This is a genomic window from Paenibacillus sp. LS1 (assembly GCF_026013365.1).
Classification (GTDB): domain Bacteria; phylum Bacillota; class Bacilli; order Paenibacillales; family Paenibacillaceae; genus Paenibacillus.
Map to the genome: position 1 here is coordinate 240,613 of NZ_JAPDOE010000007.1, position 19,452 is coordinate 260,064.

Annotated in this window: 23 protein-coding genes; all 23 read right to left on the bottom strand. The window is 42.3% G+C overall.

All coding sequences use genetic code 11. The features are described from left to right. Positions 1-135: 135 nt before the first annotated feature. The 23 genes from OM416_RS22710 to OM416_RS22820 all read right to left on the bottom strand — a co-directional run bounded on the left by OM416_RS22710 (position 136) and on the right by OM416_RS22820 (position 19,444). Positions 136-576 carry a dual specificity protein phosphatase family protein gene (locus tag OM416_RS22710; RefSeq protein ID WP_264933260.1) on the bottom strand — a complete coding sequence of 147 codons (441 nt, stop codon included), beginning with the start codon at positions 574-576 and terminating at the stop codon, positions 136-138. Between the two features lie 29 nt (positions 577-605). Beyond that, positions 606-884 (bottom strand): iron-sulfur cluster biosynthesis family protein, encoded by a 279-nt coding sequence (locus tag OM416_RS22715; RefSeq protein WP_264933261.1) that lies wholly within the window; start codon positions 882-884, stop codon positions 606-608. A 17-nt stretch (positions 885-901) separates the two neighbouring features. After that, positions 902-2,683, bottom strand: coding sequence for an arsenical pump-driving ATPase (gene arsA / locus OM416_RS22720; protein WP_264933262.1), 1,782 nt, complete (start codon positions 2,681-2,683; stop codon positions 902-904). 17 nt (positions 2,684-2,700) lie between these two features. Further along, entirely contained in the window at positions 2,701-3,066 is a 366-nt protein-coding gene (gene arsD / locus OM416_RS22725; RefSeq protein ID WP_264933263.1) for an arsenite efflux transporter metallochaperone ArsD, read from the bottom strand. 59 nt (positions 3,067-3,125) lie between these two features. After that, complete coding sequence (gene arsC, locus OM416_RS22730) at positions 3,126-3,545, bottom strand: arsenate reductase (thioredoxin) (protein WP_264933264.1); 420 nt, start codon at positions 3,543-3,545, stop codon at positions 3,126-3,128. A 27-nt stretch (positions 3,546-3,572) separates the two neighbouring features. Further along, positions 3,573-4,868, bottom strand: a complete 1,296-nt coding sequence (locus OM416_RS22735) for an arsenic transporter (RefSeq protein WP_319951927.1) — start codon at positions 4,866-4,868, stop codon at positions 3,573-3,575. Positions 4,869-4,975: 107 nt separating this feature from the next. Next, positions 4,976-5,302, bottom strand: a complete 327-nt coding sequence (locus OM416_RS22740; protein ID WP_264933265.1) for an ArsR/SmtB family transcription factor — start codon at positions 5,300-5,302, stop codon at positions 4,976-4,978. A 157-nt stretch (positions 5,303-5,459) separates the two neighbouring features. Beyond that, positions 5,460-5,783: an ArsR/SmtB family transcription factor gene (locus tag OM416_RS22745; protein ID WP_264933266.1), complete on the bottom strand. Its 324-nt coding sequence runs from the start codon at positions 5,781-5,783 to the stop codon at positions 5,460-5,462. A 124-nt stretch (positions 5,784-5,907) separates the two neighbouring features. Then, positions 5,908-6,660 carry a phosphate ABC transporter ATP-binding protein PstB gene (pstB, locus tag OM416_RS22750; RefSeq protein ID WP_264933267.1) on the bottom strand — a complete coding sequence of 251 codons (753 nt, stop codon included), beginning with the start codon at positions 6,658-6,660 and terminating at the stop codon, positions 5,908-5,910. Positions 6,661-6,679: 19 nt separating this feature from the next. After that, entirely contained in the window at positions 6,680-7,492 is an 813-nt protein-coding gene (gene pstA, locus OM416_RS22755) for a phosphate ABC transporter permease PstA (RefSeq protein ID WP_413775819.1), read from the bottom strand. Between the two features lie 81 nt (positions 7,493-7,573). Then, positions 7,574-8,491 carry a phosphate ABC transporter permease subunit PstC gene (gene pstC, locus OM416_RS22760; RefSeq protein WP_264933269.1) on the bottom strand — a complete coding sequence of 306 codons (918 nt, stop codon included), beginning with the start codon at positions 8,489-8,491 and terminating at the stop codon, positions 7,574-7,576. Positions 8,492-8,576: 85 nt separating this feature from the next. Next, complete coding sequence (locus OM416_RS22765) at positions 8,577-9,557, bottom strand: PstS family phosphate ABC transporter substrate-binding protein (RefSeq protein WP_264933270.1); 981 nt, start codon at positions 9,555-9,557, stop codon at positions 8,577-8,579. A gap of 102 nt (positions 9,558-9,659) precedes the next feature. Next, positions 9,660-10,037 (bottom strand): response regulator, encoded by a 378-nt coding sequence (locus tag OM416_RS22770; RefSeq protein WP_264933271.1) that lies wholly within the window; start codon positions 10,035-10,037, stop codon positions 9,660-9,662. Continuing rightward, positions 10,015-10,443 carry a hypothetical protein gene (locus tag OM416_RS22775; protein ID WP_264933272.1) on the bottom strand — a complete coding sequence of 143 codons (429 nt, stop codon included), beginning with the start codon at positions 10,441-10,443 and terminating at the stop codon, positions 10,015-10,017. Before OM416_RS22775 ends, OM416_RS22770 begins: the two co-directional genes overlap by 23 nt. 1 nt (position 10,444) lies before the next feature. After that, positions 10,445-11,164 (bottom strand): response regulator transcription factor, encoded by a 720-nt coding sequence (locus OM416_RS22780; protein ID WP_264933273.1) that lies wholly within the window; start codon positions 11,162-11,164, stop codon positions 10,445-10,447. A 336-nt stretch (positions 11,165-11,500) separates the two neighbouring features. Continuing rightward, positions 11,501-12,907, bottom strand: a complete 1,407-nt coding sequence (locus OM416_RS22785; RefSeq protein WP_264933274.1) for an NAD(P)-binding domain-containing protein — start codon at positions 12,905-12,907, stop codon at positions 11,501-11,503. 75 nt (positions 12,908-12,982) lie between these two features. Beyond that, the gene (locus OM416_RS22790) at positions 12,983-13,441 is read right to left on the bottom strand and encodes a MarR family winged helix-turn-helix transcriptional regulator (RefSeq protein WP_264933276.1); all 459 of its coding nucleotides are present in this window, start codon (positions 13,439-13,441) and stop codon (positions 12,983-12,985) included. An 86-nt stretch (positions 13,442-13,527) separates the two neighbouring features. After that, on the bottom strand, positions 13,528-15,264 hold the full coding sequence (gene arsA / locus OM416_RS22795) for an arsenical pump-driving ATPase (RefSeq protein ID WP_264933278.1): 1,737 nt from the start codon (positions 15,262-15,264) through the stop codon (positions 13,528-13,530). A 30-nt stretch (positions 15,265-15,294) separates the two neighbouring features. Continuing rightward, on the bottom strand, positions 15,295-15,630 hold the full coding sequence (locus OM416_RS22800) for an arsenic metallochaperone ArsD family protein (RefSeq protein ID WP_264933280.1): 336 nt from the start codon (positions 15,628-15,630) through the stop codon (positions 15,295-15,297). A gap of 23 nt (positions 15,631-15,653) precedes the next feature. After that, complete coding sequence (locus OM416_RS22805; RefSeq protein ID WP_264933282.1) at positions 15,654-16,703, bottom strand: NAD(P)/FAD-dependent oxidoreductase; 1,050 nt, start codon at positions 16,701-16,703, stop codon at positions 15,654-15,656. A gap of 90 nt (positions 16,704-16,793) precedes the next feature. Further along, positions 16,794-17,294, bottom strand: a complete 501-nt coding sequence (locus OM416_RS22810) for an arsinothricin resistance N-acetyltransferase ArsN1 family A (RefSeq protein ID WP_264933284.1) — start codon at positions 17,292-17,294, stop codon at positions 16,794-16,796. Between the two features lie 90 nt (positions 17,295-17,384). Further along, the gene (locus OM416_RS22815; RefSeq protein WP_264933286.1) at positions 17,385-18,215 is read right to left on the bottom strand and encodes a hypothetical protein; all 831 of its coding nucleotides are present in this window, start codon (positions 18,213-18,215) and stop codon (positions 17,385-17,387) included. Between the two features lie 107 nt (positions 18,216-18,322). Next, a complete protein-coding gene (locus OM416_RS22820; RefSeq protein WP_264933288.1) occupies positions 18,323-19,444 on the bottom strand; it encodes an SAVED domain-containing protein in 1,122 nt (373 codons plus the stop codon). Positions 19,445-19,452 lie beyond the last annotated feature (8 nt).

Genomic DNA, 19,452 nt, shown 5'->3' on the forward strand with positions numbered 1-19,452 from the left:
ACAATATTCATGTGACTGTATAGATCAACTTTACAGAAAATGATTATTTTATTTAAAGCTACAGTTCTCTCTTACATCAGCATAAAAAAGACGTTGTTATCAACGATAACAACGTCTCTAAAGATAGCCATAAAATTAGTTTGTACTTTCTTCTTCAAACATTCTTTTGAGTATTTTTAACATTTCAGGCTTAATTGAAATATCCGGGCGTCTTTCCATCGCCAGCTTCTCTGCTTCTTCCACCGTAGTGGCTTCATTTAGATTAATGAGTAGGGCTGTCGCTACAGTTCCGGTTCGATTACGTCCTCCAGCACAGTGAAAGAATACTTTTTTATCCGATTGAACAGCCTTAGTAACGGCTAAAATCGCAGCTTTAATGAAATCTTCCTGATCATCCCGGTCTTCCATAATCGGATAATGATGGCGAGTTGTCGTTTCTGGAAAGCCCTCTTGTTTTTCCCCATCTTCCCGGAGATCGAACACATCGGTGATACCTTGTTCCTTGATGGCTTGTACAGCCACATCCGCCCCACCAATAAAGACTTTACCTTTGATTAGTTCATGATAGTTTGACATGGTTGTTTTTCACTCCTCTACGGTTCTGATCAGCAACTTTGTCCTCCACTTACAACGAGGCCAGGTCCATCCGGATACTGTTCCACGTCCAGCGTGATGGACTCAATCGAAGCCGTTAGTTCCGGATCTATAGCTACACGAATCGCATTGATTTCCTGCACTACATCACTCTCCTGACTTTCGGCAAGCCCCAGTTGGAAAGTAGGTCCACAACATCCCCCACCAGCCACTGCAAATCGCAATGTATTCACACCTGCTTGTTTCATCATTTCCTCAATATAAGTTTTTGCACCATCCGTAATGATCATGTTCATTTTGCTCCTCTCTATTTCCTACTCGATACAGCCACTTCAGTCCACTTTTTCAAGCTATCGTAACCTACGGCTTCTTTGGGTTCCCACGGTATGATGACGGTATGACCATCTGAAGCTGTTTGAATCTTCTTAATCCAATCTCGCTCCGCTATTGCCCGACCTCGCAGAATGGGATCTGTTGTGTCCGTTGCAGCAAAACTCTGGTTAATCGCCCACCACTTGGTTGGAATACTTGCCCGCTGCAAATCCTGCTCCAATCGGGTAGCCTCATAATACGGTGTAGCTTCTGCCAAGGTAACAATGACTACACTCGTCTCGTTTGGATTCCGAAGACGGGGAAGCAGATGCTGAACAGCCGCCGGAATCGCACCTGCTGAACGTTCAATCTCCTTGTGGTACTCCTCTGTTGCATCCAAAAGAAGTAACGTGTGACCCGTTGGCGCCGTATCAATAACGACAATCTCATCACTGCTTCGTTCAACCAGATTGGCAAATGCACGGAAAACTGCAATTTCTTCCGTACAAGGAGATCTTAAATCTTCTTCCAAGTAGGCAAGAGCATCTTCATCTAATGAATCCTTGTTCTGCTCCAAGACTTCCTGTTTGTATCGCTCCAGCTCTATCTTTGGATCAATCCGGCTCACGCTAATGTGATCTGTCTCTTGTTCAAGTACATGACCGAGGTGGGATGCTGGATCAGTTGTACTTAGATGCACCCGATGACCTCTTTCTGCCAAACCTACTGCGATAGCCGAAGCCACCGTTGTTTTGCCAACCCCACCTTTTCCCATGGTGAAGATCACTCGGATACCCTGGCGCTCCATATCTTCTATTAAATGTTGCAAAGGTAAAGTAGATGATGTATTCACACTACCTTCTTCCACTACACGGACTTCAGGCGTATCGAAGAAGCGTCGTAAATGCTCAATCCCGGTGATGTTGAACGGTGCAAGTGGTATTTGATACGTTGGTAGTTGTTTGACAGCTTCAGGAAGCTTCTCAAGTGCACCAACCTGGCGACCATAGAAAGCGGAAGACACCGTATCCTGTTCCACAACGGAAGAAAGTAACCCATTTACAATCAACAACTGATTCTGAATACCAATCTCTCGAAGTTCTTGTGATGCCCGAGCTGCTTCTTTCAGCGGAGAATCCTCTGGACGAGTAACTAGGACAAGTGTCGTTTCGTTGGGATCAGATAACGTTTTGACGGCTTCCTGATATAACGTTTTTTTCGCTTCCAGCCCAGCAAGTGGTCCCAAACAGGAAGCCCCATGCGAACTTTCGGATAAAAACCCACTCCAGGCTGTAGGCAATTGCAATAAACGTAGCGTATGTCCAGTTGGGGCTGTATCGAACAGGATGTGATCGTACTTCTCACGCAGTACCTTATTGGTTAACATGGAACTAAATTCGTTAAATGCAGCAATTTCCACGGTACAGGCCCCTGATAACTGTTCTTCCATCGTTGCAATAACCGTATCAGGCAGAACGCCGCGGTATGGATCAACGACCTCAGCTTTGTACTCTCCCGCAGCTGTTTCAGGATCCAGATTAGCAGCATCTAGATTTTCAATCCCCATAACAGGTACAGGATGATTGGATAAGGTCATGCCAAAAACATCTTGTAGGTTTGAAGCTGGATCCGTGCTCACCAGCAAAACACGCTTCCCCGAATCAGCAAGCGATACGGCAGTTGCACAAGCCGTCGATGTCTTGCCTACGCCCCCTTTACCAGTAAAAAATAAATAAGGCGTTAACGTGATAGATTTCGGTTCAAATCGGTTTAACATGTTGAGACCCTTCTTTCCTAGTGTTCAGATTTGGTGTTTATGTCGAGGCGCATTCTCGGTTTGGCTACCAGTTCTTCTTCCGTCAGACCAGTCCATTCCACGAATTCCTGATTGGTTGGGTAATTTTTTTCCTTAACGACCTTGCCATCGACAATGATGATGGGCAATACTTGAGGTCCTTTTTCAGCTAAAAGTTGTCCAACCAGCGGACTTGCTACAAAGGCATCCGGCTCACTGGTCAAATTATAGCGAGAAACCTGAAATTGTTTCTTTTGCAAATTATGCACGACTGCAGATACACGAATAAGTTCTGGATCAACACCTGGACCGCATACACCTGACGAACAGCACATGGCAGGATCATAAATCTCCATGGTTTTCATTTCTAATACGCCTCCTTAATGTAAAGAGCCGGGAAAAGTAATTCTCCCGGCTTCTGGTGTTATTTGCCGGTATCAGCGAAAGTCTTGATGCGCTCCCCAATCTGGTCACGAACCTTTTGGAATACAGCCCATTTCTCTTCTTCTGTCCCTTGCGCTTTGGCGGGATCATCAAATCCCCAGTGTTCCCGCTTCACATGTGGAGGAGTCATCGGGCATTTGTCTGCCGCATCTCCACATAACGTGACCACAAAATCTGCATTGTTCAACAGCTCGGCATCAATAATGTCTGATGTTTGATTCGAGATATCCAAGCCGACTTCTTTCATCGCTTCAACTGCTTTGGGATTCAAACCATGAGCTTCAATCCCTGCGCTATAGATATTCCATTCATCACTGAGATACTTTTTGGCCCAACCTTCGGCCATTTGGCTACGGCAAGAGTTGCCTGTACAAAGGAAATAAAATGTTTTTTTGCTCATGTTCATCGCGTCTCCTCATTGTTAGATTTATACAATGTTCAACCACAGATATAGACCAATTAGTGTAATTAACAACGTCGGAACTGTAATAATTATCCCCGTTTTAAAGTAAGTGCCCCATGAGATTTTGACACCTTTAGTGCTAAGCACATGAAGCCAAAGCAGGGTTGCCAGTGAACCAATCGGGGTAATTTTAGGCCCGAGATCCGATCCAATGATGTTGGCATAAATTAATGCCTCCCGGACCGTTCCGGTTGCTGTTGTAGCATCGATGGCCAAGGCATCAATTAACACTGTAGGCATATTGTTCATCAGAGATGAGATAATTGCCGCAATAAATCCCATACCTATCGTTGCGGCAAACAATCCTTGATCAGCCACAGCCTGAATGACCACAGCAAGCAGATCCGTCAGCCCTTCATTCCGCAGACCATATACGACGACATACATGCCGATAGAGAAAAATACAATGGCCCATGGTGCTTCCTTAACAACCACTTTGGTCGGTACAGCAGAACTGCGAGAAGCCATAATCAGAAAGAATATTGCCACAACTCCTGCTACAATAGACACGGGTAGACCAACAAATTCACTGCCGAAGTACCCAACAAGCAACACTCCAAGAACAACCCAAGACATCTTGAACATCTTCAGGTCTTTGATTGCTGTTGCTGGAGCTTTCAGTTCGCTGGCATCAAAGCGTTTTGGAATACTTTTTCTGAAAAAGAGATACAGCACACCAATACTTGCCCCGAGTGAGAACAGATTGGGAACAAACATTTTGCCTACATACTCCATAAAGGTAATGCCAAAGAAATCGGCTGATACGATGTTCACAAGGTTACTTACAACCAGTGGTAATGAAGTGGTATCAGCAATAAATCCGCTGGCAATAATGAACGGAAACACTTTCTTCTCATCGAAATTGAGTGCTCTTACCATGGCTAGAACAATCGGTGTCAGAATCAATGCTGCGCCATCATTGGCAAAAAATGCGGCAACCACGGCTCCAAGAAGTGAGACGTAAACAAACATTCGAACACCTCTACCATGAGCTGCCTTCGCCATATGTAAGGCTGCCCATTCAAAGAACCCGATCCGGTCCAAAATCAGTGAGATGATTATAATGGCCACAAAAGCGAGTGTGGCGTTCCATACAATTTGCGTAACATCCCAAACATCCTGGAAATTAACCACGCCCACAAGCAACGCTAGAATGGCTCCTCCGCAAGCAGACCATCCAATGGATAGATTTTTAGGCTGCCAGATAACGAGGACTAACGTTATCAAAAAGATCGTACAAGCCATGACGACAGAAAACACAAATTTTACCTCCTCTAATCAGTTGCATTGTAGCTATAACATTCTCCTCAACCCTTCATGTCATTCAATCATTATATAATGATGTTCTTATATAATGGTCAAAAAAATCAACTACAAATGAGAGGTACGTCCACTTTATTTAACGTACGGAGAATTTCTTTCGAATCAGGCATGGCATCCAGTACCATCTTAATATACGGAGTATCATCCACATGTAAAGAATAGTATACCCACTGTCCACGTTTGTTCTCTTTAACCATCCCTTGATCTTTCAATTTTCGTAAATGCTGACTAATCCCTGGTTGAGACATTTCCAACACATCAACAAATTCACATACACACCATTCCCGATCTTTAAGGAGCGCCAACATGGTTAGACGGGTTTTGTCTCCCAATAACTTTAGTTTGTCTGCCGCTTCATAAATGGTCTGCATTTCAATTCCTCCTTTCAGATAATATATAATCGAATAATTATATTGTAATATGTTGATGTCATTTAATCAACCCTTTAACCAAAAAAAGAAATGCGTTGACTCTATTTTGTAGAGTCAACGCATAATCATTTCATTCGGTGTAAGACGCTGGCTCCAGTTAACACTGGGAGCCGACTCCCTTTTTCCCCATAGACAATAGTACCGTTTCATGATCTGGCATCTGATCGAGCACCGCTTTAATATATGGTTTATCTTCAATAGCTAAGGAATAATAAACCCACTGCCCCCGGCGTGTTTCACTAACAATCCCATGTGACTTTAATTTGCGTAAATGTTGGCTAATTCCGGGCTGTGACATATCAAGTAATTCAACAAAATCACATACGCACCATTCTTTTTCTCTTAATAGAATAAGCATGGTCAGGCGAGTTTTATCTCCAAGCAATTTTAACTTATCTGAAATTTGTTCAATGGATTCCACATGCGTTCATCCTTCCCAGCGTTCAACAATCCTAATTGATATATAAGTTTATATTTATATTCTAAAGCAAGGATATGCTGAAATCAAGAAATCCTGTGCAATGCTTCTTCCCCCAATATAATATTTATCCAAAACGACCTGCAACATAGTTTTCCGTTTTTGGATTTTTCGGATTACTAAACATTTGACTGGTGTCGTCGTATTCAACTAATTCTCCATCGAAGAAAAAGGCACATTGATCTGAAATCCTTGCAGCTTGATGCAAATTATGAGTTACCATTACAATGGTATAGGATTGTCGGAGTTCTTTAACTAATTCTTCGATTTTAAGGGTGGATAGCGGATCTAATGCAGCTGTAGACTCATCCATTAGCAAAATTTCAGGATTCATCGCCAAAGCCCTAGCAATACACAACCGCTGTTGTTGTCCTCCTGAAAGCTGCAGAGCCGATTTTTTTTGTAAGTCTTTCACTTCTTCCCATAGTACTGCAGCTTTGAGGCTTTTTTCAACAATGTCATTCAACTCGGATTTACGAGTGATTCCGTGCAACCGAGGACCATAAGCAACATTATCATAAATCGATTTTGGGAATGGATTAGGCTGTTGAAACACCATCCCTACTTTCTTTCGGAGTAGTTCCACTCGGACTTGATCATCATAGATGGCATGTCCTTTAATGTGAACATTCCCTTCAATCCGAACCCCATCAATACGATCATTCATCCGATTCAGTGTTCGAAGAAGCGTTGATTTCCCACATCCTGAAGGACCAATAAACGCAGTAATGGAATGTTCCGGCACATCTAAATTAATATTTTTCACAGCCTGTTGCTGTCCATAAAATACACTGAGGTCTTGAATTTGAATGGCGCTCATACAGTACGTCTCCTTAAAATTACAGGTTTTTCTGATATTTATTCCTCAGTACGACCGCAATCATATTAAGCGTCAGTAGCAAGATCAGCAGGACCATAATCCCGCTAGCGGCTAAATCATGAAATGCCGTTTGCGGTTTGGATATCCAGTTATATATCTGAATAGGAAGAACCGTAAACTGATCCATCAAATTATTAGGTAAAAATGCTACATAGGTTAATGCTCCAATCATTACGAGCGGAGCTGTTTCTCCAATAGCCCTGGACACTGCTAAAATAATTCCTGTTAAAATGCCTGGAAAAGCGGACGGAAGAACCGAACGCTGCACGGTCTGCCACTTACTGGCTCCCAGTGCAAAAGAAGCATCTCTGCGGGAACCAGGGACGGATTTGATTGCTTCTTGTGCAGACACGATAATTACCGGAAGAACAAGCAATGTCATCGTTAATGCCCCTGAGATCAGACTACGTTCCAGGTTTAACCCTCTAACAAAAATTGCAAGTCCCAGAATGCCATACACAATGGACGGAACGCCGGCAAGCGTACTAATATTAAGTTGAATTAGTCTGGTAAACTTGTTCTTCTTCGCATACTCTTCCATAAATATAGCTGCACCGACACCAATAAGAAATGAAATGGGAGCCATAATACAAACCATATATAGCGTACCCACGAGAGCCGATTTTAAGCCAGAGCCGGATGCCCTGCGAGAAGGATAGTTAGTAAATAACTCTGGACGAAATGTAGCAATTCCATCAACCATAATATCTATAATAAGAAGCATGAGGGCAAGTACCCCAACGGAGGTCGCTGCAAGAAACAAGATTTTCATAAACCGGTCTCTTTTTTTTCTTGCCTGAACCTGTTTTGTTTCTACTGCCTGAATGCTCTGCTTCTCCGCCTTTTCAGACATTTAGTACACCTCCCTATATCTTTTCGATACAGCCGCTGCAATAATATTTAATAACAACGTGATTACAAACAGTGTGAGTCCTACTGCAAAGATAGAACCATATGCCAATGATCCATGCGGGGTATCTCCCAAACTCACTTGTACGATGTAGGCTGTCATGGTTTGAATACTATTGAGTGGATTTGCAGTAAGCTGAGGTGTAGCACCTGCAGCCACAGTTACAATCATGGTCTCTCCTATGGCACGAGAAAAAGCAAGGACAAAGGAAGAAATGATCCCTGAGAGTGCTGCCGGTAAAACGACCTGAACCGCCACTTCAAATCGTGTGGCCCCCAGCGCATAAGCCCCATGTCGCAAACTGCCAGGCACAGCTCTCATGGCATCTTCACTTAAGGATGAAACCATGGGAATAATCATGACGCCCACCGCAATTCCTGCACTCAGTGCATTAAATAAACTCGTACCAGGCAGTAACATCTGAATGACTGGAGTAATAAAACTCAAGGCAAAATATCCATACACGATAGTCGGAACTCCGGCTAGAACCTCTAGTACAGGTTTCACGATGTTCCGTACACGTAAACTCGCATATTCACTCAAATAAATTGCTGTTGCCAGTCCAACAGGTATGGCGATACAGCAAGCAATAAACGTGACCATCAATGTTCCAAACATCAACGGGACAACCCCAAAACTTACAGGTTGAATTAACGGTGCCCATGTCGTACCTGTTAAAAATTCAAGAATGGGTACCTGTTTGAAAAATCCGATCGATTCTGAAACGAGTGTGTATACGATGCCTATAGTTGTAAGGATGGACACCAATGCACATAAGAATAAAAGGAAAGGCATCACGTAATCTGCGTATCGTACCTTGTTAGAGCGAAAAGGATGATCTCCTTGGGGTGTTGTGTTCATATCAGCTCTCCTCATTAAATAAATAAAGCGTGTGTGACACCTCTAGGTCCCCAAGAAGTGCCACACACGTCAAGGTTTTACGCGGTTACTTCAATTTCTCCAAATCTTCTTGATACATTTCTTCTGGCAAACGGATATATCCGACCTCTTCTGATAATTCAGCAGCATTCGTCAAATAGTATTCAACAAATGCTTTGACTTCTGGATTCTCCAACTTTTGTTTATTTACATAGATGTAGAGTGGTCTGGACAGCGGTTTATATGTTCCATCATTAATCGTGTCGTGAGTAGGCGTAATTGGACCTTCGCCTCCGTCAATCGGTACAAGCTTTAACTTGTCCTGATTCTCTTCATAGTAGGCAAATCCGAAGTAACCCAGAGCATACTTTTCACCTGATACACCTTGAACCAGTGTATTATCATCTTCACTGAAAGTAACTTGTGCATCATTTCGACTTTGCTGTGCTTCTTCATTAATTGTTTCTGTGAAATAATCAAATGTTCCTGAATCTGCACCTGGGGAGAAAATTTTAATCGTTTCATTTGGCCATTCACTACGTATGTCACTCCATTTCGTGACTGTACTTCCTGGTTTGAAGATGCTGTGTAACTCTTCTACAGTCAGATGATCTACCCAGTCATTCGCTGGATTGACCAAAACGGAAAGACCATCATAAGCAACTTCGAGCTCCAAATACTCTACACCATTCGCTTTCGCATCTTCAGCTTCTTCCGGTTTAATCGGGCGTGAGGCATTATTAATGGCCGTCTCTCCATTGGCGAATCGTTTGAACCCGCCTCCTGTACCTGAAACTCCAACTGTGACACGGACGTCACCATTTTCCTTACCGAATTCTTCTGCTACTGCCTCAGTAACCGGGTACACTGTACTAGATCCATCAATCTCTACAGTTCCTGTTAATTTCTCCGATGCTCCCTGTTCATCTGATACAACAGTTTGTCCATTTCCTGTACTCTCGGTACTACCGTTCCCCCCTGTACATGCAGACAAAGATAGTGCCCCCATTAGTAACAACAGCATATAAAACCATTTTCCCTTTTTCATGATCCCATCGCTCCCTAAATAATATAATGTTTATATACATATATCATTATTAGTTTATATGATTAATTGAATTCTCCTTTTGTGTTAAATCTGTGTAAAGGTTTAACCGGCAGTCACCTCTTGAACGGACTTCACAAAAGTTGTCAATGAGAAGGGTTTAATTAGACAAGCATCTACAATACAACATTGAGTCATGCACTTATTGTCCACCGTTGTTGTCATCATCATAGGGATATCAGGAAAGGAATTGCGAATTACACGACACCAGTCGGTATCACTTTCAGTATCCAGTTCTAAACTCACGATAATTAAAGCTACGTGTTTAAGGGCTTCAATTTTTTGCAACATATCTTCAGTACTCAAAACATGGGATACCTTAAATCCTGCCGTTATTAGATGATGTGTGTATAACATGGCGTGAGCCGGTTCATCCTCAATTAGCACAACCGTCTTGGATTCAAAACGTCCGGAGTAATCCATATTCGCTAAGCAGCTCCCTCACGTACACTTTGATTTCATCTCTAGTTTGACGAACCGCATGAATGGTTGGCTTATTTTCACCAAGCGGATCGGTTATAGGCCATACTCGGAAATTTAGACCAAAAGGAATTATGGGACAGGCTTCTCTTGTCTCATCGCAAAGTATAATAATAACGTCAGAGTCCACAAAGGAGATCAAGTTCAGAATCTTGCCAGATTGCTCATGACAAGGTACATTTTCTTCCTTAAGCACTTGGACAGTGAATCGGTGAATAGGTTTAGGATCGATTCCTCCACTATCCACTTGCACCGTATTATCCGCATAGAATGAGGTATAGGATGCAGCGAGCTGACTTCGACAACGATTATGTTTACACCAAAAGAAGATTCGTTTTGGATGATTCATTTTAGCTCACTCCTTTAAGTTTCAGGCAATATCCACGTCTTCGTTTCGTTTGAATAAGAATCTGATCCTCAAACACCTCTATTTTTCTTCGCAGTTCATTCACGTAATACTCAACACGCCTCCTGTCCAGTACCATGTCTTTCGCTAGCAACAGCTTTAGCTGTTCAGCCGATGTGTACTGCTCAGGCCGTTGAAGAAGTTGCATCAACAGGTAAATCTCTGCCTTGCGTAATGGCTGACGAACAGGACCTGAACGTATCTCCATGCAATCCAAATAAATCTCAATTTCATTTAGTTTAAATGCTTTATGCTGAACGGAAACTTGCCAGTGATAAGGTTGAATTTTTCCCCTGTACTCCTTCCAAATTGACTTTAGTCTTGAGTTCAATTCCTCAAATTCAAAAGGAACGTTAAGGTTCTCCTTAACAAAGTATAGTCCTTTCCCAGCTTCATTCCTTTCAACATCTGCGGACGACTCAGCGAGCAAGAGAATCGGTGGTGAATGTTGAAAAGACTGAATTGTCGAAAGAATATCCCTCTCCTTAGCTTGCTGAGAATCTAAAATAATCAGATCCAGATGGCTCGAATCTGTATAGTGTCTATCTTCATAGCTTTTGACGTGGTATCCTTGCTTGGATAAACCGAATTGTAATAAGCTGATCATCATTGGATTATGATGAATAACTAAAATTTGTTTTGGCACAAAGTCTATCCATTCCATGGGCAAAATCACACCTGCTTTCCATAGACAATAATCAATCCTCTTGGGATACTGGAGTGTTCAATGAATCACTCCTAATCAAACACTCATAAGCCTATGCTTATATTGTAATACTCGGTTTACCTAAAGCAAATGGTTTTACAGAAATTTTACAAAAAGCTGTTTTTCAGTAATGCATGAGCAACGATGGAATTAGCTAAAACAACAATATTACCAGCTGAATACATAGATAATGTCAAGATCACCTTGGCGGAAGTCTGCTAATTCAAGAAGAATATAAAAAGGTACGCCAACAACGAGGTTGTCAGCGTACCTTTTTTTGAATTTCAACGTATGTCATTCTTCATTAGAACAGGAAGAACTGCAATCTGAGGCTTGGACTTGCTTTGCTTGTGGGCGACTAACACTGCATACCCCAGTTTCAGGTAGATCGAGCTCTACTTTTGCAGCAGCCTCCAAATCACCTGCTAGAAAAGCAACTACAGATCGAACTTGCTCGTAACCTGTGGCCATCAGGAAGGTCGGTGCACGGCCATAACTTTTCATTCCCACAATATACAGTCCTTGTTCTATATGACGCAATTCCTTTTCCCCATGAGGTCGAACAGTGCCGCAACTATGAACGTTCGGGTCGATCAGTGGAGCCAACGTTTCCACACTCTCTGTTGCCTGGTCAATGCTCAAACGTAGTTCGCCCAGGAAGGAAAAGTCAGGTCGGCTCCCTGCATTCACAATGATTTCATCAATGTGATGCAATTCGCGATTTTGCCCAAGTTGCTCTCCAGCAATAGAGATGTTTTCCCCATCTTGCTTTAACTCCTGAATGTGGAACGGAGTGACTACACTAACCTTTCCGGAATCCACCAACTCATGCATACGACTACCTAATTCCCCCCTTGCTTCAAGCTGATCACTCGCTTCCCCACCATAAGCTTCTTCCACATGATCTCTTCGCATAATCCAAGTCAGTTTCGTATGAGCATTCGTTTCTTGCAGCTTAGCTAAATCAAGTAAGGTATTTAAGGCTGAATGGCCGCCACCTACGACAGCAATATGTTTACCCGAATAGCGTCCTTGATCGCCCCCAAGTACATCCGGTATACCATAGAATATTTGTTTTTGGAGAGATTGCTCCTGCAAAGTCAGTACTCCGCTCGAAAGCACTGGGTTTGCTTTTCCCCAGGTTCCCGAAGCGTCAATGACAGCCCTCGCCTCATATCGCTTGGCCTTGCCCTCTTCTTCTACATAGATGATAAAAGGTTGTTGTTCTCGACCCGCTGTTTTCATTTTATCCGTATTTTTGCGACTAACCCCGACAACGCGTGTATTCAAATGAAGGTTGGACTTTATCTCAGGTAACTCAGCGAGTGGTCGTAGATACTGATCTCGAAGCTCATGCCCTGTCGGTAAATCATCTGGATTCGGGGCAATCCATCCTGCCTCGACCAATAATCGACCCGCTGCTTTATCTACGTTATACTGCCATGGTGAGAACAAACGGACATGGCCCCATGTAGAGATGTTCTCACCTACTTTCGTTCCTGCCTCCAAAATAATAAAAGGTTGCTTCGCTTCAATTACATGCGCGGCTGCCGCCAAGCCTATGGGACCTGCACCGATGATTACAATCGGTAATCGATTTAATTCTTCCAGCTGTACTGGATCTGGTTTAAACATTTGATCTTCGTTCACGGCAGGAGTTGCACAGCAAGACTCAACTTGTTTGAATTCAATGGGTTTCATATTTATTTACCTCCACATAGAAATTTATTTGTAAAATACAAGTATTGAATATACGCAAGGGGGAATGCAGCTCCATCACCCCAAAGGCGTACAACACATTTTAGATTTTAGCATGCTCTCATTGAGTAGTTTCACGGATTGAATGACGGTTTGTTTTTCCGCATCCGTCATGAAGGAGAAGACCTCATCCAGATGTGTATTCATCCGATAATCAATAGCCGTTGTTACAAATTTCCCTTCGACCGTCAAACTGAGAATGTATACTCTCCGATCTTCAGGTAGTGGGGTTTTTCGAACCAAATTTTTCTTAATTAATGTCTGAATTTGACGACTAAAGGTCGTAATATCCATCGCGAGGGTTTCGGCAACTTGTTGCATGGATGGCTCATATTGATGATCAATTTCGTATAGAATATGGCTTTGAATCAACGATATTTCCTGCTCTCCAACCGTGCAACAATTTTTATCCAGCAGGCCGAACCGGCGCACCATGATTTGCAATAGCTCTCTTGTGTTTTGAAGTTCTGGCAACATTACCACCTCTTGAACCCCATTATAGTTTTTATATTTGCATTTTGCAACTATACAAGCGCAGATTGTGTTCGTTGTTCTCTAAACCACTATATTTTGTCTACAGGTTTCCATGCCAGAATGACGAAGTGGTTATTAGACTGTTGTTGTACCCGAGCAATCCAAGTACTTTCATTTGCAGCACGATTCATAAGAACAGGGTCCGAGGTGCCTGTAAGTCTCAAACTCTGATTAATAATCCACCACTTCGGCAGGATTCCGGCTCGCTGTAGATCAGCATGAAGCCGCTCGGCCTCCAGAACAGGTGTATTCTCTGCAAGTGTGACAAGAACAATGGCTGTTTCCTGTTCATTTTTTAAACGAGGTAGAAGATTCTGAACGGACAACGGAACTTCCCCGGATGAGTTGGATATTTCTCTGTGGTACGATTGCGTTGCATCAAGTAATAACAATGTATGCCCCGAAGGTGCTGTATCAATAACAACTATTTCCTCATCTGCACGATCGACAACTTCAGCAAAGGCGCGGAATACTGCAATTTCTTCAGTACAGGGTGAGTTTAATTCTTCTTCTGCATAAGCTACACTCTGTTCATCCATTGTATTTCGAACCTTTTTCAATATTTCCTCACGGTACTTCTCCACTTCCAGTTTCGGATCTATCTTGTCTATAGTGAATAATTGCTTTAACTCTAGAGGTAGCCTATGATTCTGGTCTGTCGCAGGATCCGTAGTCGTTAAATGAACTTTTTTACCTCGCTGAGCTAAAGCAATCGCAATGTCATAGGCAATCGTTGTTTTACCCACGCCGCCCTTTCCCATGGTAAATACAACGCTCTGTCCTCTTTCTACAATATCATCCACAATAGAAGAAAGACCTCTCGCCTTCATTTCCGGTAAGACAACGTCAGGAAGCGGACTGATTTCTTCATTTTTATATAATTTACGGACGTGCTCAACGCCTGTTACATTGTACGAAACGAGTGGGACAACATATTGGCGAAGAAGTTTCAATGAATCAGGCATCGCAGTTAATGCTTCTTCTTGTCGTCGTGAATACGCAATAGCCGTATCATCTCCACCCACAGGAGAAGGCTTCAAGTAACCGTTAATAATAAGCGTCTGGTTCTTCATTCCTGATTGAGATAGTTCTTTTGATGCCCGGGCTGCTTCTTTCAGTGGTGCTGCATCCGGTCTGGTTACAAGTATCAAAGTCGTTCTCTTTGGGTCAGTTAACGTTTCTACTGCTTTTTTATACACTTCTTTGCGCCGATTAAGACCTGCTAGAAGTCCTCCCTGTGTTGTTCCTTGATCACTATTATGAAGGAATTCATTCCATGCATTAGGGAGTTGCAGAAGGCGAAGGGTATGCCCTGTCGGTGCTGTATCAAAAATGATGTGGTCATAGGACAATAATAAATTCGGATCCGTTAGCAAATTGGAAAATTCATTAAAAGTGGCTATTTCGACGGTGCAAGATCCGGATAGTTGTTCTTCCATCTGATGAATGACGACATCCGGAAGTTTGCCACGGTAAGGGCCAACAACATCTTCACGATATCGAATTGCAGCTGCTTCAGGCTCCAAGTTCGTAACATACAGATTTGGAACGGTTGGAATCGGCTTGTGACTCATATCCAAATCAATTTCAAATACGTCCTGTAAGTTAGATGCTGGATCCGTACTGACCAATAAAACCTGTTTACCTTGATCTGCCAGAGCCACGGCTGTTGTGCATGCCGTAGAGGTCTTGCCTACACCGCCCTTGCCGGTAAAGAAAAGATAAGGTGTGTATTTCATCACTTTAATATCATAACCATATTCCATGTGTACTCCTCCTCTATTGATTGGTGATGACTACTTCATGGATTTCTTGCCCGTGAGTTCCTCGATAGATACTCCCGTCCACTGAGACAGTTCCTGGGCAGTAGGTAAAGCATGTGTCTTTACAACTGTCCCGTTCACCAGAGTTATGGGTAAACTGTGGGGATCCATTAAGAGCTGATCCTTCACCTCGTGATTCGATTCAAATTCAGCGGTATCTTTAAGCAAACTGTATCCACGTACGTCATACCCGTTCTGAGATAAATTACTAATCGCAACTGCAAGTTGTATCGATGCCATCTTACCTTCTGGGTTGGTTAAACCCGTAGAACAGCAAGCGCCGGTATCAAAAAGCTCTATTGTAATCATCTTATTCCCTCCACTCAAATTTACTATTTAGTTTTTTGCTCTAAATGATTGATCACGTATGCAGCATCCGGCCCAACGCCACGAAGTGTGGCTGAAGCAAAGGAGCGCTGACCAGACAGACCTACGAAATAGAGTCCCGGCACAGTCGTGCTAATTCCATTCTTTTGCAAGGGTTCTCCTTGTGCATCGAGCCCACCCACGGCTTCAATATAAGAAACATTAGAGCGGTAACCTGTAGCAAAAATCACGGAATCCACTTCTTCTTTCTTACCATCCAACCAGATAACTCCGTTCTCATGAAAAGCCGTGAACATTTTCTTCTGTTTCGGATTCCCCTCTTTAAGTCGCTGCTTATATCCATCCAGATCCAAAACGGATGACCCATTGGCGAATGATTTCCCAAACTTCCATACCGTATCCACGCCAGTGACCTTAAACCAAAAGTGAATATCTTGACCTAAGATACGTTGCGGAATGAGTGCTACCGGTTCTCGCACAGCAAGTGTGGTATCGGTTATCTCCGATAATTCCATAGCAATCTGAACTGCTGAGTTCCCTCTTCCTACGACAACAACCTTTTGATTTCGGAATGAATCTGGTGTGCTATAGGTCGCAGAATGGATAATGGAACCTTTAAATTCATCTTGTTTATCGATTAAAGGCGTGTAGGGTCTGCTGTAAGAGCCAGTTGCTGAGATCAGATTTCGAGCAAAATAGGTCTTTCCGGTGGAAGTCTCCACTCTGAAATAGTCAGATTCTTTGGAAACTTTCTCAACACGACTATGATAAACCAAAGGTAAATCAAAGTGAGTGGCATATTTCTTCAAGTATTGAATGACTTCATCTCGATTCGGGTAGCGTTTACCCTGAAATGTAATGGGTAACCCTGGCAGAGATGAATACACTGCTGGGGAAAACAATTTAAGGCTATCATAATACTGGGGCCAGGCCCCGGCTGCATCTTCACCCGCCTCTAAAATTAGAAAGGATATCCCTTTCTTTTTCAGATGATAACCCGAAGCCAACCCCGCTTGGCCCCCACCAATGACAATAACATTCCAGATCTGTTCCATATCCTATCTCCTAAGAATTATTTGTATTTTGCAAGTATTTAATCAAAAAAAAATGAATACCTTTCGAATCATTAAGGATCTAGACAAATTCTAATGGATTGTCGTGTCCATAATTTTTTCTACAATTACACAGTTCAGCCATTGACCATCTAATTGGCCATGTTTCTCATACACACCTACTTCCCGAAAACCGCACCGTTTACAGAGAGCTCTACTTGCTACATTAAAGTCAAAAACTCGGGAGACCAGCTTCCAATACCCTATATTCTTACATTCAAGTATCAACTCTTCAAGCAATCTACGGCCCACGCCCTGCCCCCGTGACTGACGATCAATATACACGGAGAACTCACCAACTCCATCGTAACAATTTCGTGCACGGTAAGCTGAAACTGAGGCAAATCCGAGTACTAGATCATTCAATTCTGCGACCAGAATCGGATATCGTTCCCCTTGATTTAATATCCACTGCTCTCGATCCTCAATACTACGAGATTCTGTCTCAAACGTTGCATTTCGTTCTTCGATAGCCTGGTTGTAAATAGACGCTAAAGCATAAGCATCCTTTACCGTTGCTCGTCGTATCAGCATACACTTCTCCTCCCCTTATTCAAACATCGGTATATAATCATTCATTATACCTATTTAATTGCAAAATACAACTAATATTTCAGAACACTCCTATATCTTAGATTCTCGACTTAACTTTGAATATACAATATGTTTCTGATGCATATGAGCGACTAGCCTCCGCTCCCTGGTGAGTTCCATTAAGCTATATGCGCTTCGTACATCTGATATTTTCTGAAGCTGCTGAATCTCAGGTAGAGAAAAAAATCCTCTTGCCGCATACTCTTTTACTTTCGACATATCCACACGACCGCGACTTATAAGTGGTTCATTTCCCAGATATTTTTGCACGTGTAAAGAGCTTATCTCGGGATCGGACTGAATCAAAGAAATACTTCCGACTGGTAAGATCTCTTTACGTTTTTCTTGTTCCAATAGCTCCTGAAGAGCTCGTTTACGAATAATCACCCACGAGTCGAACAAACGGTTATACAGCCATTTATTTGATTTCCATTCGATTAACTGCGAGTGAATCGATTGGCTCGCTAGTTTGGACTGATAACCATCAAAGTCATCAGCAGAATCATTCTTGGTTCTTTTTGGAGTGAATCGTACATAGGGCTCTTTTGATTTACATAGGCCTGAAATAAGCAACTGTTCATCCGGTAGTAGTTCCCTCCATTTTATGTTCATGACTTGACCTATTACCCCATGATTATCGAAGCACTCCATTAATTCCTTATTGCGCTTTTCATATACATTCGTCGAACTAAATGAACCGACAATCCCTAATTCAGTCCACTCCATTCGCTTTAAGCCTCGTTTGATTTGATCTTCTCCTATAGATACTCGAAGTAGATCCATACATTTTTTTAGCTTTACCATCTTACTGTACTGTAAGTTCTCTACAAATTCCTGCAAAGCTTTGAAAGGCACTCCCAATCCCCCCCCCCTTTTCCTCAAGTTAGGATCATGTATTAACTAATTTCTTATTTTTAAACCTTTTTTTCTTACAAAAAAAGCAACCTCATTAGAGATTGCTTTTTGCTTTAGATTACAAATGCATGTTGATATCTAGGTGTTTCCTTATAATTAAAATTGTAAAGAGAAACTTGTGGCCACATACTATGGTGAATACTACGTCCCAGCTCAATCGCTAAACCTGCAGGTCCTGAATAAAATAAATGAATGCGATTATACCTCTTCTGACCAAATAACTTTTCTGTCTCGTTCTTGAACAACTTCTGAACTTCTAGAACCTGTTCACGGTAAATCAATCTTTTCAAGTGCGGATTGTCTATTGTAATTTCCAACCTGTCTTTATCTTTTCCTAACACTTCCTCAATATCTTCATCAAATATAGCACTACTTACAGCTATGGTAACTACCAATTCATTGGAATCATTATTGGTAAAAGTGGCCTTCGGATCAATTTTCTCTAGCGTTTCTCCTTCAGGAACTCCGCTCACCCAGAATGCTGATTCTCTGTCATATTGATACACAGTTAAGGGAATCGTGTCAGAGAGTAACTTGCCTAAATGAATCAATAACGGGATCGGTGATAGCGGATAGACCTCAGCTACATCGTACTCTCCAATTTGGGTGAGATCCATGAATTTACGATATATTTGTTCGTTAGCGTGTCTTCCCTGCTCCCAACCTTCAACTGAAGGATCATCAAATACTGTCTGGTCTTCAATTGCTTCAAGAATGATATTAGAAGAATTTGTAGTGATTGGTAAAGTGGTTAGAGGTGGCCCTAATCGTTTATGCACAATTGCTAAACTCTTCTTCTTTTCATCGGTCCAACTACGTACCCTAGCTTCATGTTTACTTTTCATATCAAACAGAACCTTTGGCGAATAACTGTCTTTAGAGTGCTTATCATCAATAAGTTTGGCATGCTTATAACACATTAACATCAGATTCTTTACATCCTCTAGGGATTCATCGGTGAAACCAAACTCTTCAGCATATTCATGACGTGGCCCACCTTTACTGTGACCAATGATATGTGCTGCCTGACCCACATTGGTCAATTTCCCATCTGTCTCAGCAACGAGTCTTTCAGAGCAACCTTCAAAAGTACAAATCCCACCACTGACCATCCAAAGATGATTCCTTTCAGCAGAAACTAGTGTTCTACGACTATTTTTACGGTCTTCACTCATTGTTATCA

Coding starts and splice junctions, on each gene's coding strand:
- pstA (WP_413775819.1), bottom strand. CDS start 7,492: ATGAAAATCTTGTTTCTTGCAGCGACCTCCGTTGGGGTACTTGCCCTC.
- OM416_RS22740 (WP_264933265.1), bottom strand. CDS start 5,302: ATGCAGACCATTTATGAAGCGGCAGACAAACTAAAGTTATTGGGAGAC.
- OM416_RS22765 (WP_264933270.1), bottom strand. CDS start 9,557: ATGAAAAAGGGAAAATGGTTTTATATGCTGTTGTTACTAATGGGGGCA.
- OM416_RS22790 (WP_264933276.1), bottom strand. CDS start 13,441: ATGTTGCCAGAACTTCAAAACACAAGAGAGCTATTGCAAATCATGGTG.
- OM416_RS22820 (WP_264933288.1), bottom strand. CDS start 19,444: ATGAGTGAAGACCGTAAAAATAGTCGTAGAACACTAGTTTCTGCTGAA.
- arsC (WP_264933264.1), bottom strand. CDS start 3,545: ATGAGCAAAAAAACATTTTATTTCCTTTGTACAGGCAACTCTTGCCGT.
- pstB (WP_264933267.1), bottom strand. CDS start 6,660: ATGAGCGCCATTCAAATTCAAGACCTCAGTGTATTTTATGGACAGCAA.
- OM416_RS22780 (WP_264933273.1), bottom strand. CDS start 11,164: ATGGAATGGATAGACTTTGTGCCAAAACAAATTTTAGTTATTCATCAT.
- arsA (WP_264933278.1), bottom strand. CDS start 15,264: ATGGAATATGGTTATGATATTAAAGTGATGAAATACACACCTTATCTT.
- OM416_RS22770 (WP_264933271.1), bottom strand. CDS start 10,037: ATGGATTACTCCGGACGTTTTGAATCCAAGACGGTTGTGCTAATTGAG.
- OM416_RS22785 (WP_264933274.1), bottom strand. CDS start 12,907: ATGAAACCCATTGAATTCAAACAAGTTGAGTCTTGCTGTGCAACTCCT.
- OM416_RS22775 (WP_264933272.1), bottom strand. CDS start 10,443: ATGAATCATCCAAAACGAATCTTCTTTTGGTGTAAACATAATCGTTGT.
- pstC (WP_264933269.1), bottom strand. CDS start 8,491: ATGAACACAACACCCCAAGGAGATCATCCTTTTCGCTCTAACAAGGTA.
- arsA (WP_264933262.1), bottom strand. CDS start 2,683: ATGTTAAACCGATTTGAACCGAAATCTATCACGTTAACGCCTTATTTA.
- OM416_RS22715 (WP_264933261.1), bottom strand. CDS start 884: ATGATCATTACGGATGGTGCAAAAACTTATATTGAGGAAATGATGAAA.
- OM416_RS22805 (WP_264933282.1), bottom strand. CDS start 16,703: ATGGAACAGATCTGGAATGTTATTGTCATTGGTGGGGGCCAAGCGGGG.
- OM416_RS22710 (WP_264933260.1), bottom strand. CDS start 576: ATGTCAAACTATCATGAACTAATCAAAGGTAAAGTCTTTATTGGTGGG.
- arsD (WP_264933263.1), bottom strand. CDS start 3,066: ATGAAAACCATGGAGATTTATGATCCTGCCATGTGCTGTTCGTCAGGT.
- OM416_RS22810 (WP_264933284.1), bottom strand. CDS start 17,294: ATGCTGATACGACGAGCAACGGTAAAGGATGCTTATGCTTTAGCGTCT.
- OM416_RS22800 (WP_264933280.1), bottom strand. CDS start 15,630: ATGATTACAATAGAGCTTTTTGATACCGGCGCTTGCTGTTCTACGGGT.